Genomic DNA, 13317 nt, shown 5'->3' on the forward strand with positions numbered 1-13317 from the left:
GCGTCAACTCCCGCTCGCCGCGAAGCACGCGACGGGCAAGAGCCGCCCGCCGTTGCAGCACGCGCAGATTTCGTCGTCACCGATCGCGATGTTTTCGAAGCGCGTCGCCAGATTCGCCTGTGCATATTCGCGCACGCGCTTTTCGATCGCGCGGTCGTATTCCGGGCTCACGTAGTGGATGCCGCCGGTGGGCGTGGCGAGCAGCGTGCCGTCGCGCGCGATCAGCTCGCCGTCCTTGAACACGTATGCGGGCGATGTGAACATGCGCTCGCGGTCCGCATCGTCGCGATACACGGCGATATCCGCCGCCGCGCCCGCGCCGAGATGACCGCGATCCTTCAAACCGAGCAGTTTCGCGGGACCGGCGCGCGTGATGATCGCGATGTCGTAGAGCGAGAATTCGCGCGTGATTTCACCGAGCGCGCTCGCGGTCTTCGCTTCGGCGTGGAGCTTGTCGAGTTGCTCGTCGCGAAAGGACTTGTCCATCAGCAGGCGGATCAGGTGCGGATAACTCGTGAAGGGCGCGCCGTTCGGATGATCGGTGGTCATCGACACGCGCCACGGATCGTCGACGAGCAGAAAGATCTCCAGCCCGATGATCCATTGCAGCGCGTTCACGAAGCTCTGTTCGCGATACTTGAACGGCACGACGCCGCAGCCCGCATCGCATTCGATATCGCCGAGCACCCATTTGCGCGGGCGCGCCATCGGCGCGTTCTTGAACTGCATCATCGTGTCGCCGGAAGCCGTGACAGTCTGACCGAAGATGATCTGGCCGACATCGATCGTCACATTGGGCCGCGCGTTCACCGCTTCGGCAATCGCCCGCGCGCCCGACGAGAACTTGCGCGGGCCTTCGGTCCCGTAGCTATGAAACTGGATATGCGTCAGATGAATGGGCAGGCCATCGGCTGCGTCCATCGTCCGGATCGTCGATTCGATATTGCCCGGCACGCCGAGATTGCTTGCGTGGACATGCAGCGGATGCGGCACGCGCAGATCGGTGAGCGCGCGCGTGAGCGTCTTCAATACATCGCGCGGCGTGATGCCATAGTGCACGTGCTTTTCATCGACATCGAGCGAGCGCTGATTGAACTTGAACGCTGAAATGCCGCCCGGATTCACGACCTTCACGCCGAGCGCCTTGCTCGAATCGATCGTCCAGCCGACGTAATCGCGCAAACGCTCGAAGTCTTCGTTCGCGGCGAGCATCTGGAGAAATAGCTCGTCGTTGCCCATCATCACGTAGGCGCCGTGATCGATGATCGGCGTGTCGCCCATTTCCAGATGCGCGTGGCGCGCGTTCGACGCGATCATCGCCGGTTCGAACGCGGCCGTGTAGCCCATTTCCGCATATCGATAGCCTGCGGCGAGTGTGCCTGGCGCGCACACGCCGCACGAAGGCAGGCGGATATAGCGGCCTTCGTTCGGACGATCGGGCACGGCGCGCGGATCGTCGCGATGATCTTCGGGCAGCAGCAGACGCGACAGATTCGTCTTGCCGCCACCGATATGCGAATGCAGGTCGATGCCGCCCGCCATCACGATCATGCCGCTCGCATCGAAATCGTGTTCGATGCTTTCTTCTTGCGCATGATCGACGATGCGACCATCGCGGATATAGATGTCGCGCTTCTCGCCGTTCACGCCGTTCGCCGGATCGTAGAGCGTGCCGCCCTTGAGACGCGCGAGGCTCATGACGGCCTCCGGGCCTGCGTGAGTTGCGAGGCGATCGCGGCGACGGTCGGCAAGGCGATATCGCGTGCGGCGGAGAGCTGCACGACCACGGATGTATCGACGCGAAACAGATGACCTCCGCTGTCGATGCCGGGCGTCGCGACCGGAATGAACACGGTCGGGCCTTTGCGCGCGGGCAGTTGCGTCGAGGGATGGCCGAGGATGATGGCGGGCACGTCGTCGTCGAGCGATGCGGGCAGCGGCTCGGGCGCGAAGCTCGATACCCAGAGCAGCGCATCGATTTCGCCGCGGTTCAGCAGCGTTTCGGTGCGATAGCGATGCGCGTCGTGATCGAGCGGCAGGCCGTATGCGACGCGCGTGCGCGGCGGGAAGCCCGAGAGCCATGCGATCGTCTGATTGACGGATGTGGCGCCGTCGTCGCCGGTCAGCGCGAGTGCGCCTGCGCGCGCGGTGCGGTTGATCGCCTTCACGATGCGTTGCAGCGCCTCGATCGCGAGTGCGGCGTGTTTGGTCGGCAGGGTCGCAGGCTCGTAGATGAACGCGGTGTATTGCGCTTTTGCGATGCGCTCTGTCAGTGCGACGAGTTCCGCGACTGGAATCGGGCGGGCGCCTTCGACATGCGCGGACCAGAGCGCGAGCGTATCGAAGGGATCGGTGTTCGGCGTGATCGATTCGGCGCGCGCGTTTGCTGCTTTATCGATGTCACATCCGACGAATACGACGCTTACGTCGCGGCCTTCGCGGATGGCGCGTTCGTAGAAGCGCGGATAGCGCCGCGAGGGCTCGCACGCGAACACGATGACGAGATCGGCGCGCGAGCGCACTTCGGAGAGCGTCGTGAAGAAGGAACCGCGATCTTGCAGCGCGCGGTTGCTGTCGGCGAGCGTGTCGCCGTGGAGGTGATCGAGGATCGCGCCGCAGTGCGCGGCGAGTTCATAGAGCGCGCGGGCGCCGGCCACGTCGGTTGTGAGGCCGCCGAAGAGCGGCCGATGTGCGTTCGACAGGATCGCTGTGGCATGAGCGAGCGCCGACGCGAGGTCGGTGTCTTGCCCGTTGAGCGCGGGTTTGCGGTTTGCATCTTGCGGACCGTAGCTGGCAAGGGATGCTTTTAGCCGCGGGCAGGCGGTGGACGGTGCTTCGAGCCGTCGATCGGCGGTTGGTGCGAGCGTTATGTCGTCGCATAGCATGGGGCAGAACGGACAGGTCCAGGGGTTTCTTGCTGTGGCCTGTGGGTTCGGTGTTGTTGAGGACTCGGGCATGGTCGTGCTTCTAAGCAAGGTCTATGCCGTTTTTGGGTTTTCGCTGGGTCCCGGTTTCGTGTCGGTCTATTAGCACTGCCCCTCCCCGGGGCGGGGGTCACTTTCTTTGCTGCTGCAAAGAAAGTAACCAAAGAAAGCAGCTTCTCACCGCCCGCGGTCACACGCAGTTTGGCCATGCTTGCCAGCCCGCCGTGGCCCTCGCCTAAGTGTCGCCCCCAAAGGACCAACCGGGCTTGGCTCGCGCACGGTCTGACGCGCTAGTTGTTTTAGGGCGCTGGTTCAGCACCAAATAGTTTCGGCACAGCGCTACGCGCTGCCGTTGGGTATGCGAGGGAAACCATCGAGGAAGAAGCGCACGCGCACCCGATTGACCCCTCGGCCGCGAAGCGGGCTGGAGCTATTTGGTGCTGAACCAGTTTGTTGTGTGGTGCGATGAGTCAGACCGTGCGCGGTCCAAGCCCTTGTCTGCTTGCGGGGGCACTCGCTAGTGCCGGGCCATTCAGCCAATCGTCTGTGCCGCGGCCGGTGTGAAGTGCTTAGGCTGGGGAAAGCTGTTTCTTTGGTTACTTTCTTTGCAGCAGCAAAGAAAGTGACTGCCGCCCCGCATAGGGGCAGTGCTAATAGACCGACACGAAACCGGGATCCGGCGAGAAGCCAAAAAAAAGCCCCAAAAAAAACTGCTCCGCAATGCAACACACTGTCACCTATGCATCACTGAATGCAACACGTGCTTGCCAAAGGATTACAAGCGCAATCAAAGCCCAACCCCCTTGGCATAGATATTGAGTTCATAGCCCGAAAGCTCCGCGATGCACATCGCGCCGACCCACGGTGCCATCGTGAATCGCGGAGGCCACGAGCCACGCATGTGCGCCGCTGTCATCGGCCCGAGCGAGATCATCGTCATTGCGGATACCGCCTGCGCCGATCAGTTCACGCGCACCGGAGAGCGCCCGCACTGAGGCGAAGGTATCGAGATCGGGCCCGGCATAAGCACCGACGTGATCGAGCGTCATCACGATCACACGCGGCGGCCACCACGAACTCTCGGCATGGAGCGAACCGAGCGCGAGCCCGCCGCGATAGTCGAGCGAAAGGATAGGCTCGAAACCGCAAGCCGATGCCTCCGCGACCGCGCCGATGTCGACGAGCGTCTCAGTGCCGAACACGGGCACGATCGCGGCGGACGACGCGGACCGCGCAAGCCGCGCGATACGTTCGACGAGCGCACGCATCGGCGCGAACGCGGTGAAGCCCGCGTCGAGCCAGATGCGAAAGCCCTCGCCGAGGGCATCGCAAATCGCGGCGAGCGCATGGTCGTGCGAGCCGCGCTGCAGGATCGCGCCCAGATCGGCGACGTACAACGTGCGTGCGCCGGTCGCGGCGACGAGCGCACGGGCGATCGCAACCGGATCGCTCGTGGCGCACAACGAGGACTGGATCGGCCGATAACGCGAACGCTCGCCGCGCACTGCGCGCACCGCGTGGCCGTCGAGCAGATCGAGAACGGGTATCACCTGCATGGATGGCTTTCCTTTGACCAAGATCTTTGTATTCGAGTATCTCACCGGCGGCGGCATCGATCCGGACGCGGCGGGCGCAGGCAGCCTCGCCGATCTCTCCGCGCTGATCGTCGAGGGCCGCGTGATGCGCGACGCCATCGCCGCCGATCTGCGCGCGCTGCCGGACATCGAAGTGACCGTCGCCAGTTCGCGCTTCGAGCAGTTCGACGACGCGCAAGGCTACGTGCGCGCGCAGCCCGGCGAGCCGGTCATACGCTTCGTCGCCCGCGTGGCGCGCGAGCACGACTATGCCTGCATCGTCGCGCCGGAGTGCGACGGCTTGCTGCTCAAGCTTTACGACGCCGTCGGCCAGGCGCGCTGGCTCGGCTGCGCGAAGGAAGCGATCCGAGCGGCATCGAGCAAGAGCGCGACGGCCGCGTGTCTAGCCGCGCGCAGCATTCCGGCGACGCCCGCGCTCGAACCGGAGAACGCGTCCGCCGGAATCGGGCGGCGCTGGGTCGTCAAGCCCGACGACGGCGCGGGCGGCCTCGACACCTACGTCTACGACGACCTCGCCGCCGCGCGCAACGAATACGCGGCACGCGCGGAAGCGGGCCGCAATCCCGTGCTGCAGGAATGGATCGACGGCGAGCCGCTGAGTCTTTCGCTGATTTGCCGCGAACGGCTGTCGCGGCTCGTGAGCATCAATCGTCAGCGCATCGGTATGTCGGATGCGGCGGGATCGGAACGGCGCGCGCGCATCGTGCAGTTCGATGGCGTCGATGTCGATCGCATCGACCGGCATGGTCCGCAAGGGCGCGCGCTCGAACGGCTCGCGTTGCGCGTCGCAGAAGCGTTTCCGGGTTTGCGCGGCTTCGTGGGCATCGATGTCGTGTGGCATCCGGAGCGCGGGCCGGTCGTGATCGAGGTGAATCCGCGTCTGACGGTCGCGTATGCCGAGTTGAGCCGGCGCGGCGGCCGGAATCTCGCGGCGGAACTGCTCGCGGCGCATCGCGTGCCCGGTTTCGACGGCGATGCCGGTTTGCTGCGCGCGTGCGGCGGAGCGGCGTCATGACGGCATCGACTTCAGCGGATGCGCCGGTGTTCGGCTGGGACGTGGGCGGCGCGCACGTCAAGGTGTCGATGGCGACTCGCGCGGGCGTGCTCGCCGATGTCGCGCAATGGGCGTGTCCGCTGTGGCAGGGCATCCCGCATCTGGAACGCGTGATCGACGCGATGTTCGAGCGCTGGCCCGCCGCCGCCGATGCGTCCGCGCGTCACGCCGTCACGATGACGGGCGAAATGGTCGATCTCTTCGCCGATCGCGCCGAGGGCGTGCGCACGTTGACGCGCACGCTCGCGCAGCGGCTCGGCCCGCGCACGATGTTCTTCGCCGGCGACGGCGGCTGGCTCGCGCGCTCGGCATGCGCGGACGGCTGGCGCAAGGTCGCGTCGGCGAACTGGCTCGCGACCGCGCAATGGGTCGCGACGTGCGTGCCGGACGCGGTGCTCATCGATATCGGCAGCACGACGACGGACATCATCCCGATCGTCGGCGGCCGTGTCGTGGCGCGCGGCGCGAACGACGCCGAGCGGCTCATCAGCGGCGAACTGGTCTATCAGGGCATCGTGCGCACGCCGCTGTGCGGGGTCGCGCATCGCATTGCGTTTCGCGGCGAGACGAGCGGCGTGATGAACGAGTGGTTCGCGACGACGGCCGATGTGTATCGACTGACGGGCGAATTGTGGCCCGAGCACGACCAGCATCCGAGCGCCGACAATGGGCCGAAGACGGAGGCCGCGAGCCGTGCGCGTATCGCGCGGATGATCGGCCGCGACGCCGCCGATGCGAGCGATGCCGAATGGCGGCGCTTTGCGCAGAACTGGCGGCACGAGCAGTTGCGCGCGCTGGAGACGAATCTCGCGCGCGTGATCGCGCGGGATGCGGCGCTGGCCGCTGCGCCGATTGTCGGTGCGGGCTGCGGGCGCTTTCTGGCGGCGTCGCTGGCGCGGCAGGAGGCGCGCGGCTATATCGATTTCGCGCGGCTCGCGGGCGTCGCGGATGACGACGCGACGCGCGCCGAGTGGGTATCGACGTGCGCGCCGAGCGTGGCGGTCGCGCTGCTGGCGTCGATGGCGGCGAAGGGCGCGGCAGGCAACGAAGCCCGTCCCCGCGACGATGCATCGCCGCGCGCGGCGTGATAGCGTGCGAAATATAGCGTAGCGAAGACGGCGTATCGAAACCGGGTGCGTGGCCCGGCGGCATCATCGAACGAGGACAGGAACATGTGGGTGGTGAAGATCGGGGGTAGCCTCAGCCACGACCCGGCGCTGCGCGAGTGGCTGACGCGGCTCTGGGAAGTGGGCGGAGGGCGCGTCGTGATCGTGCCGGGCGGCGGCGATTTTGCGGACGCGGTGCGGCAGTATCAGCACGAATGGCAGTTCGACGATCTCGCCGCCCACAACATGTGCCTGCTCGCGATGGCGCAGTACGCGATTCTGATGCAGGGCGTGGTGCCGGAGCTGGTACTGGCGTCGAACGAGGATCGCATCCGGCGGGCATTGCGCGATGGGCGCGTCGCGGTGTGGGTACCGACCGATCTGATGCGCGCGACGCCCGATTCGATGACCAACTGGGATACCACTTCGGATAGTCTTGCCGCGTGGCTTTCGACGTTGCTCAATGCCGAGCGGCTGATGATCGTGAAGTCGTGTGATGTCGATGCGGATGCGCCGCTGGAGTCGCTCGCCGCGAAGGGCATCGTGGATCGGCGGTTTCCTGCTTATGTGCGGGATGCGAATTATATTGTCGAGATTTTTAGTAAGGCTGATGCGGCGGTTATGAGGGATCGGTTGTTGAATGTGGCGGTTTGAGGTTTTCTTCGCCGGATCCCGTTATCACGTCGGTCTATTAGCACTGCCCCTCCCCGGGGCGGGGGTCACTTTCTTTGCTGCTGCAAAGAAAGTAACCAAAGAAAGCAGCTTCTCATCGCCCGCGGTCACACGCAGTTTGGCCATGCTTGCCAGGCGCAGGCGGCACTCGCCTAAGTGTCGCCCTCGAAGGCCCAATCGGGCTTGGATCGCGCACGGTCTGCCGCCCCAAATGTTTGAGCGCGCTGGTTCAGCACCAAATAGCTTCGGCACAGCGCTGCGCGCTGCCGTTGGGTATGCGAGGGAAACCGTCGAGGAAGAAGCGCACGCGCACCCGATTGACCCCTCGGCCGCGAAGCGGGCTGGAGCTATTTGGTGCTGAACCAGTAACGCAAGTGGCGCGACGCGTCAGACCGTGCGCGATCCAAGCCCGGTATGTCCTTCGAGGGCGACACTTAGGCGAGTGCCGCCTGCGGCTGGCAAGCGTGGCCAACGTGCGTGTGACCGCGGGCCTAAACGAGCTGTTTCTTTGGTTACTTTCTTTGCAGCAGCAAAGAAAGTGACTGCCGCCCCGCACAGGGGCAACGCTAATAGACCAAAAAGAAAACGGGATCCGGCGACAAACCAAACAACCCGCCCCAAAACTAACCCCCAAAACCATGCAAAGCCCGAACCCACATCCCCACGCGGCTGGGATCAAGCCGCCCCCCCCTCCCATGACGCTCATCACACAGCGCCCCGCGAAACCCGGCGATATCCGGCGCAAGCCTACGAATCCTGTCGAGATCGCCCCAGCCAAGAGAACCAGCGACCGCAATCATCGTCCCGCGAGCGCGCGCATCGACGATGCATGAAGCCAGCACGCCCACATCGACGCAATCGAACAACGTGCGTCCGTTCTTGCTCGCCGTATCGAACACGATACCGACGAAGCCCAATTGAACCGCCAGCGCGGCCAGCTCACGATCCACGCCGTCATCGGACAGCAACACCGGCACCACCGCCGCCGGCAGGCTCGCCAGATGCCGCAAGCAGGCGGAAGCCCCAGCACCGGGCGTCACCCCGACCTTCACATAATCGACACCCGCCGCCGCGACATCGAGCACGCGGGCGGTCATCTCGTCGAGCGCATCGTTGGGCAAGTCGCCGATCGTCGCGCTGATCGGCCGCACCGCATAGCGCGCGCGCAACGCCCGCACGATATGCGCAATATCGTCGATCACCACGCCGCCCAGCGCGCCCGCGTCCGGTTCCTTCAGGTCGATCAGTTCCGCGCCGGCGTCGGCGGCATCGAATGCTTCGTCGGCCGAGCGGACGCTCGCGAGCAATGCGGTCATCGTCAAAACTCCAAGGGAAATGCCACGGAAGACGCTTCAGGTCAGCGCTTTGGCGCGATGCGCCTCGATTGCCCGCAAGAGCCATTGCCATGCTTCACGCTCGACATCGCCGGCGGTCTTGTCGATCGCGATCTTCAGATATGCAATCTCGCTGTCCACTTTCTCCGATGGCAGCATGAAGAGCCGGCTCACCAGAATCGCGCCTTCGACGACAGCGGCCTGCGCGCGATTGAAGCCCGCAAACGGTGCGTGCGTCGCGCGATGCACGCATGCCATGCGCAGCGTCGGACGTGTTTCATCTTCGACAAGTTCAGCGAGACGCAGCTCGGTATGCGCAAGCGTGGATGCGAGCCGCACGCTCGGCACCGTGTCCGCGGCGAGCGTCGGCCAGTCGCGCGCATAGCCCGTCACGCAGCCCGCGAACACACGCACGTCCGTCGTGAAGTTGATGACGGCGCTCTGCGTCGCGATGACGTTGTCGAGCGTCGTCGATGGTCGGAACGGCGCGAGGATCGCGAAACCGTCCTCGAAGCGCACGCCCATCGGCGCGATGTGGGGCCGGCCATCGCGATCCGCGGTCGTGACGATGGTCTCGTAAATCATGATGGTCGGCGAAAGTCTTCGAAGCCGCACGAAATGACCGCGAAACGCTTCGGCGCGGCTTCGTGCGGGTTTGATCCGCGTTTAGCGGGTGGCGATATACATCGTGATTTCAAAACCAAAACGCATATCGGTGAAGCTTGGCGTGGTCCATTGCATGCGCGTTCCTCCATGTGAGTCGAGTGGATGCCTCGGTTACCGCTTCAATGATTTGCCGATGCGGACGAATCCGCCAGGCGGCCGGGAGGGGGCCGGCACTTCGACGATGCAAGCGTCATGCCAATGGCATGAAGCGGATGCCGAAGAACGCGGCTCGCTCATCGTGAGCGCCGACTGTGACGAAATCAGAACAAAGTGTCCCACTCGCGCAGCCACAAACGCATCAGGGCTAATCCCGACTAAGGCATCGCTTATGGTCCGGCAAGTTATTCGTGACTTCCTTTCCTCTCGGTCAGTGCGTAGTCTGGAATCACAGCGGGCAACACAAGCGCGACGGTCGCTTCAGACATCGGGGCGCACGTCACTCTCATCTCACTGTCGAGGAAACGGAATGAACGACTTCAGCAAGGCCGCCGTCGAGGCGGCGCGCAATCCGTCCGATCCGCGCTCGCGCTATGCGGCCGGCGTCATGAAGTATCGCGAGATGGGCTACTGGCAGCCCGACTACACGCCGAAGGAGACGGACGTGATCGCGCTCTTTCGCATCACGCCGCAAGCGGGCGTCGAGCCGGAGGAAGCGGCCGCCGCCGTCGCGGGGGAATCGTCGACGGCGACGTGGACCGTCGTGTGGACCGATCGCCTCACCGCGTGCGACATGTATCGCGCGAAGGCGTATCGCGTCGAACCCGTGCCGAACGCACGCGCCGACGAGCCGCAGTACTTCGCGTACATCGCCTACGAGCTGGATCTCTTCGAGGAAGGATCGGTTGCGAACCTGACGGCGTCCATCATCGGCAATGTGTTCGGCTTCAAGCCGCTGAAGGCGCTGCGTCTGGAGGACATGCGCATTCCGGTTGCGTATCTGAAGACGTTCCAGGGGCCGCCGACGGGCATCATCGTCGAACGTGAGCGGCTCGATAAATACGGGCGGCCGCTGCTCGGCGCGACCGTGAAGCCGAAGCTCGGCTTATCCGGCAAGAACTATGGACGTGTCGTGTATGAAGGACTGAAAGGCGGTCTCGACTTTCTGAAGGACGACGAGAACATCAACTCGCAGGCCTTCATGCACTGGCGCGACCGCTATCTCTTTGCGATCGAAGCCGTGAATCGCGCGCAGGCCGAAACCGGTGAGGTGAAGGGCCATTACCTGAATGTGACGGCCGGCACGATGGAAGACATGTACGAGCGCGCCGAATTCGCCAAGGAACTGGGCTCGTGCATCGTGATGATCGATCTGGTGATCGGCTGGACCGCGATTCAGTCGATGTCGAAATGGGCGCGTCGCAACGACATGATCCTGCATCTGCATCGCGCGGGGCATGGCACGTACACGCGGCAGCGCAATCACGGCATTTCGTTTCGCGTGATCGCGAAGTGGCTGCGCATGGCCGGCGTGGATCATGCGCATGCGGGCACGGCGGTGGGCAAGCTGGAAGGCGATCCATTGTCGGTGCAGGGCTATTACAACGTGTGCCGCGACGCGCGCAACGAGCCGGATCTGTCGCGCGGGATTTTCTTCGATCAACCGTGGGCGGGTTTGCGCAAGGTGATGCCGGTTGCATCGGGGGGTATTCACGCTGGACAGATGCATCAACTGCTCGATCTCTTCGGCGATGACTGCATTCTGCAATTCGGCGGCGGCACGATCGGGCATCCGCAGGGTATTCAGGCCGGTGCGACGGCCAATCGCGTTGCGCTCGAAGCGATGGTGAAGGCGCGGAATGAAGGGCGCGATATTGCTAATGAAGGGCCGGAGATTCTTGAGGCCGCGGCGCGGGGGTGTACACCGTTGAAGCAGGCGCTCGATACCTGGCGCGATGTGACCTTCAACTATGCTTCGACGGATACGCCGGATTTTGCTGTTACTGCTTCGGTGGCTTAGGTTTTTTGTCGCTGGATCCCGTGTTCGTGTCGGTCTATTAGCACTGCCCCTGTGCGGGGCGGCAGTCACTTTCTTTGCTGCTGCAAAGAAAGTAACCAAAGAAAGCAGCTCGTTTAAGCCCGCGGTCACACGCACGTTGGCCATGCTTGCCAGCCGCAGGCGGCACTCGCCTAAGTGTCGCCCTCACAGGCCCGCTCGGGCTTGGATCGCGCACGGTCTGACGCGCTAGAAGTTTTAGCGCGCTGGTTCAGCACTAAATAGCTTCGGCACAGCGCTTCGCGCTGCCGTGGGGTATGCGAAGGAAACCGACGAAGAAGGAGCATGTGCAAACCCGATTGACCCATCGGCCGCGAAGCGGGCCGGAGCTATTTGGTGCTGAACCAGTGAAGCAGGCGGCGCGATGAGTCAGACCGTGCGCGGTCCAAGCCCCGCGAGACCTACGAGGGCACTCGCTACTGCCGGGCCATTCAGCCAATCGTCTGTGCCGCGGCCGGTGTGAAGTGCTTAGGCTGGGGATAGCTGTTTCTTTGGTTACTTTCTTTGCAGCAGCAAAGAAAGTGACCCCCGCCCCGGGGAGGGGAAGTGCTAATAGACCGACACGAAATCAGGATTCTACAAACGCATAAGCAAACGATAAGGATGCCGAAATGAACATAACCCAAGGAACATTCTCCTTCCTGCCCCCGCTTACGGACGAGGAAATCTCCAAACAAATCAACTACGCCCTAGACCAGGGCTGGTCATGCTCAGTGGAATACACCGACGATCCCCATCCCCGCAACACGTATTGGGAAATGTGGGGCTTACCGATGTTCGACCTCCGCGATGCCGCCGGCGTGCTGATGGAAGTAAACGAATGCCGCAAAACGTATCCGAACCACTACATCAAGGTGAATGCCTTCGACTCGGTGCGCGGTTTCGAAACGATGCGTCTGTCGTTCATGGTGAACCGCCCCGAGCAAGAACGAGGCTTCCGCCTCGAACGCCAGGACGACAAAAACCGCGTCCAGCGCTACGCAATCCGCACCTACGCAACCGATCGCCCGAGCGGCGAGCGCTATTGATGAGGAGAAGACATCATGAGCGCCGCAGCCACGCTCGAAGAAGAAGCGCCGCTTCAAACCACAGCCGACCTGATGGCGCTCTACCGCGAATCGCGCATCGGCGAAGTGCTGGCGGAACTGGATCGCGATCTCATCGGCCTCGCGCCCGTCAAGACGCGCATCCGCGAGATCGCCGCGCATCTGCTCGTCGAGCGCGCCCGCAAGACGCTCGGTATCGCATCGGGTGCGCCCACGCTGCACATGTGCTTCTCGGGCAATCCCGGCACCGGCAAAACCACGGTTGCGCTGCGCATGGCACAGGTGCTGCATCGGCTCGGCTATATCCGGCGCAATCATCTCGTTTCGGTGACGCGCGACGATCTGGTCGGCCAGTACATCGGCCATACCGCGCCCAAAACCCGCGAAGTGCTCAAGCGTGCGATGGGCGGCGTGCTCTTCATCGACGAGGCCTACTACCTGTATCGCCCGGAGAACGAGCGCGATTACGGGCAGGAAGCCATTGAAATACTGCTGCAGACGATGGAGAACCAGCGCGACGATCTCGTCGTGATTCTCGCGGGATACGAGTCGCGCATGGAAACGTTCTTTCACAGCAATCCGGGCTTCCGCTCGCGCATCGCGCATCACCTCGTATTTCCGGACTATGCGCCCGACGAACTCCTGCAAATCGCCGAGCACATGCTGACCGACATGCACTATCGCTTCGACGAAGACGCGCGCCGCGCCTTCGAAGCGTATCTCGCGCATCGCATCAGACAGCCGAACTTCGCCAACGCGCGCTCGGTGCGCAATGCGCTGGATCGCGCCCGCCTGCGTCAGGCGAATCGTCTGTTCGCCGCCGCCGAAAACGGCAGCGCCATCGCCGACGCCGATGCATTGATGCAACTCGACGCGAGCGATATCCGCGCGAGCCGTGTGTTCACCGATTCATGACGCAAAAGGAGA

At 63.7% G+C, this 13317-nt stretch carries 12 protein-coding genes; 6 read left to right on the forward strand and 6 right to left on the reverse strand.

Features of this window, described 5'->3' with window-relative positions; all coding sequences use genetic code 11:
• Window positions 1–3 precede the first annotated feature (3 nt).
• The 3 genes from QCE73_RS26175 to QCE73_RS26185 form a co-directional block, all read right to left on the reverse strand.
• On the reverse strand, window positions 4–1698 hold the full coding sequence (locus QCE73_RS26175; protein WP_309884235.1) for a formylmethanofuran dehydrogenase subunit A: 1695 nt from the start codon (window positions 1696–1698) through the stop codon (window positions 4–6).
• Window positions 1695–2957: a formylmethanofuran dehydrogenase gene (locus QCE73_RS26180; RefSeq protein ID WP_309884236.1), complete on the reverse strand. Its 1263-nt coding sequence runs from the start codon at window positions 2955–2957 to the stop codon at window positions 1695–1697. The genes QCE73_RS26175 and QCE73_RS26180 overlap by 4 nt, the downstream gene beginning before the upstream one ends.
• 788 nt (window positions 2958–3745) lie before the next feature.
• Entirely contained in the window at window positions 3746–4480 is a 735-nt protein-coding gene (locus QCE73_RS26185; protein ID WP_309884237.1) for a HisA/HisF-related TIM barrel protein, read from the reverse strand.
• A 13-nt stretch (window positions 4481–4493) separates the two neighbouring features.
• Between QCE73_RS26185 and QCE73_RS26190 the strand changes: the two genes are divergently transcribed.
• From QCE73_RS26190 to QCE73_RS26200, 3 genes are all read left to right on the forward strand, one after another.
• Window positions 4494–5534 carry an ATP-grasp domain-containing protein gene (locus QCE73_RS26190; protein WP_309884238.1) on the forward strand — a complete coding sequence of 347 codons (1041 nt, stop codon included), beginning with the start codon at window positions 4494–4496 and terminating at the stop codon, window positions 5532–5534.
• On the forward strand, window positions 5531–6661 hold the full coding sequence (locus QCE73_RS26195; protein ID WP_309884240.1) for a hydantoinase/oxoprolinase family protein: 1131 nt from the start codon (window positions 5531–5533) through the stop codon (window positions 6659–6661). Before QCE73_RS26190 ends, QCE73_RS26195 begins: the two co-directional genes overlap by 4 nt.
• Before the next feature lie 84 nt (window positions 6662–6745).
• Window positions 6746–7333, forward strand: coding sequence for an aspartate kinase (locus QCE73_RS26200; protein WP_035511892.1), 588 nt, complete (start codon window positions 6746–6748; stop codon window positions 7331–7333).
• A 641-nt stretch (window positions 7334–7974) separates the two neighbouring features.
• Here QCE73_RS26200 and QCE73_RS26205 read toward each other — a convergent pair.
• From QCE73_RS26205 to pqqA, 3 genes are all read right to left on the reverse strand, one after another.
• Window positions 7975–8667: a (5-formylfuran-3-yl)methyl phosphate synthase gene (locus tag QCE73_RS26205; protein WP_309884241.1), complete on the reverse strand. Its 693-nt coding sequence runs from the start codon at window positions 8665–8667 to the stop codon at window positions 7975–7977.
• 36 nt (window positions 8668–8703) lie between these two features.
• Window positions 8704–9270, reverse strand: coding sequence for a DUF447 domain-containing protein (locus QCE73_RS26210; RefSeq protein WP_035510836.1), 567 nt, complete (start codon window positions 9268–9270; stop codon window positions 8704–8706).
• 81 nt (window positions 9271–9351) lie between these two features.
• Window positions 9352–9426 (reverse strand): pyrroloquinoline quinone precursor peptide PqqA, encoded by a 75-nt coding sequence (pqqA, locus tag QCE73_RS26215; RefSeq protein WP_008354335.1) that lies wholly within the window; start codon window positions 9424–9426, stop codon window positions 9352–9354.
• A 391-nt stretch (window positions 9427–9817) separates the two neighbouring features.
• Here pqqA and QCE73_RS26220 point away from each other — a divergent pair, with 391 nt between their 5' ends.
• The 3 genes from QCE73_RS26220 to cbbX all read left to right on the forward strand — a co-directional run bounded on the left by QCE73_RS26220 (window position 9818) and on the right by cbbX (window position 13305).
• A complete protein-coding gene (locus tag QCE73_RS26220) occupies window positions 9818–11308 on the forward strand; it encodes a form I ribulose bisphosphate carboxylase large subunit (RefSeq protein ID WP_309884244.1) in 1491 nt (496 codons plus the stop codon).
• A 647-nt stretch (window positions 11309–11955) separates the two neighbouring features.
• The gene (locus QCE73_RS26225; RefSeq protein ID WP_029672368.1) at window positions 11956–12372 is read left to right on the forward strand and encodes a ribulose bisphosphate carboxylase small subunit; all 417 of its coding nucleotides are present in this window, start codon (window positions 11956–11958) and stop codon (window positions 12370–12372) included.
• Between the two features lie 15 nt (window positions 12373–12387).
• Window positions 12388–13305, forward strand: a complete 918-nt coding sequence (gene cbbX / locus QCE73_RS26230; RefSeq protein WP_238294028.1) for a CbbX protein — start codon at window positions 12388–12390, stop codon at window positions 13303–13305.
• Window positions 13306–13317: the final 12 nt, after the last annotated feature.

Source organism: Caballeronia sp. LZ029, assembly GCF_031451275.1.
GTDB lineage: Bacteria > Pseudomonadota > Gammaproteobacteria > Burkholderiales > Burkholderiaceae > Caballeronia > Caballeronia jiangsuensis.

Coding starts and splice junctions, on each gene's coding strand:
- QCE73_RS26195 (WP_309884240.1), top strand. CDS start 5,531: ATGACGGCATCGACTTCAGCGGATGCGCCGGTGTTCGGCTGGGACGTG.
- QCE73_RS26225 (WP_029672368.1), top strand. CDS start 11,956: ATGAACATAACCCAAGGAACATTCTCCTTCCTGCCCCCGCTTACGGAC.
- QCE73_RS26220 (WP_309884244.1), top strand. CDS start 9,818: ATGAACGACTTCAGCAAGGCCGCCGTCGAGGCGGCGCGCAATCCGTCC.
- QCE73_RS26175 (WP_309884235.1), bottom strand. CDS start 1,698: ATGAGCCTCGCGCGTCTCAAGGGCGGCACGCTCTACGATCCGGCGAAC.
- cbbX (WP_238294028.1), top strand. CDS start 12,388: ATGAGCGCCGCAGCCACGCTCGAAGAAGAAGCGCCGCTTCAAACCACA.
- QCE73_RS26180 (WP_309884236.1), bottom strand. CDS start 2,957: ATGCCCGAGTCCTCAACAACACCGAACCCACAGGCCACAGCAAGAAAC.
- QCE73_RS26200 (WP_035511892.1), top strand. CDS start 6,746: ATGTGGGTGGTGAAGATCGGGGGTAGCCTCAGCCACGACCCGGCGCTG.
- QCE73_RS26205 (WP_309884241.1), bottom strand. CDS start 8,667: ATGACCGCATTGCTCGCGAGCGTCCGCTCGGCCGACGAAGCATTCGAT.
- QCE73_RS26210 (WP_035510836.1), bottom strand. CDS start 9,270: ATGATTTACGAGACCATCGTCACGACCGCGGATCGCGATGGCCGGCCC.
- QCE73_RS26185 (WP_309884237.1), bottom strand. CDS start 4,480: ATGCAGGTGATACCCGTTCTCGATCTGCTCGACGGCCACGCGGTGCGC.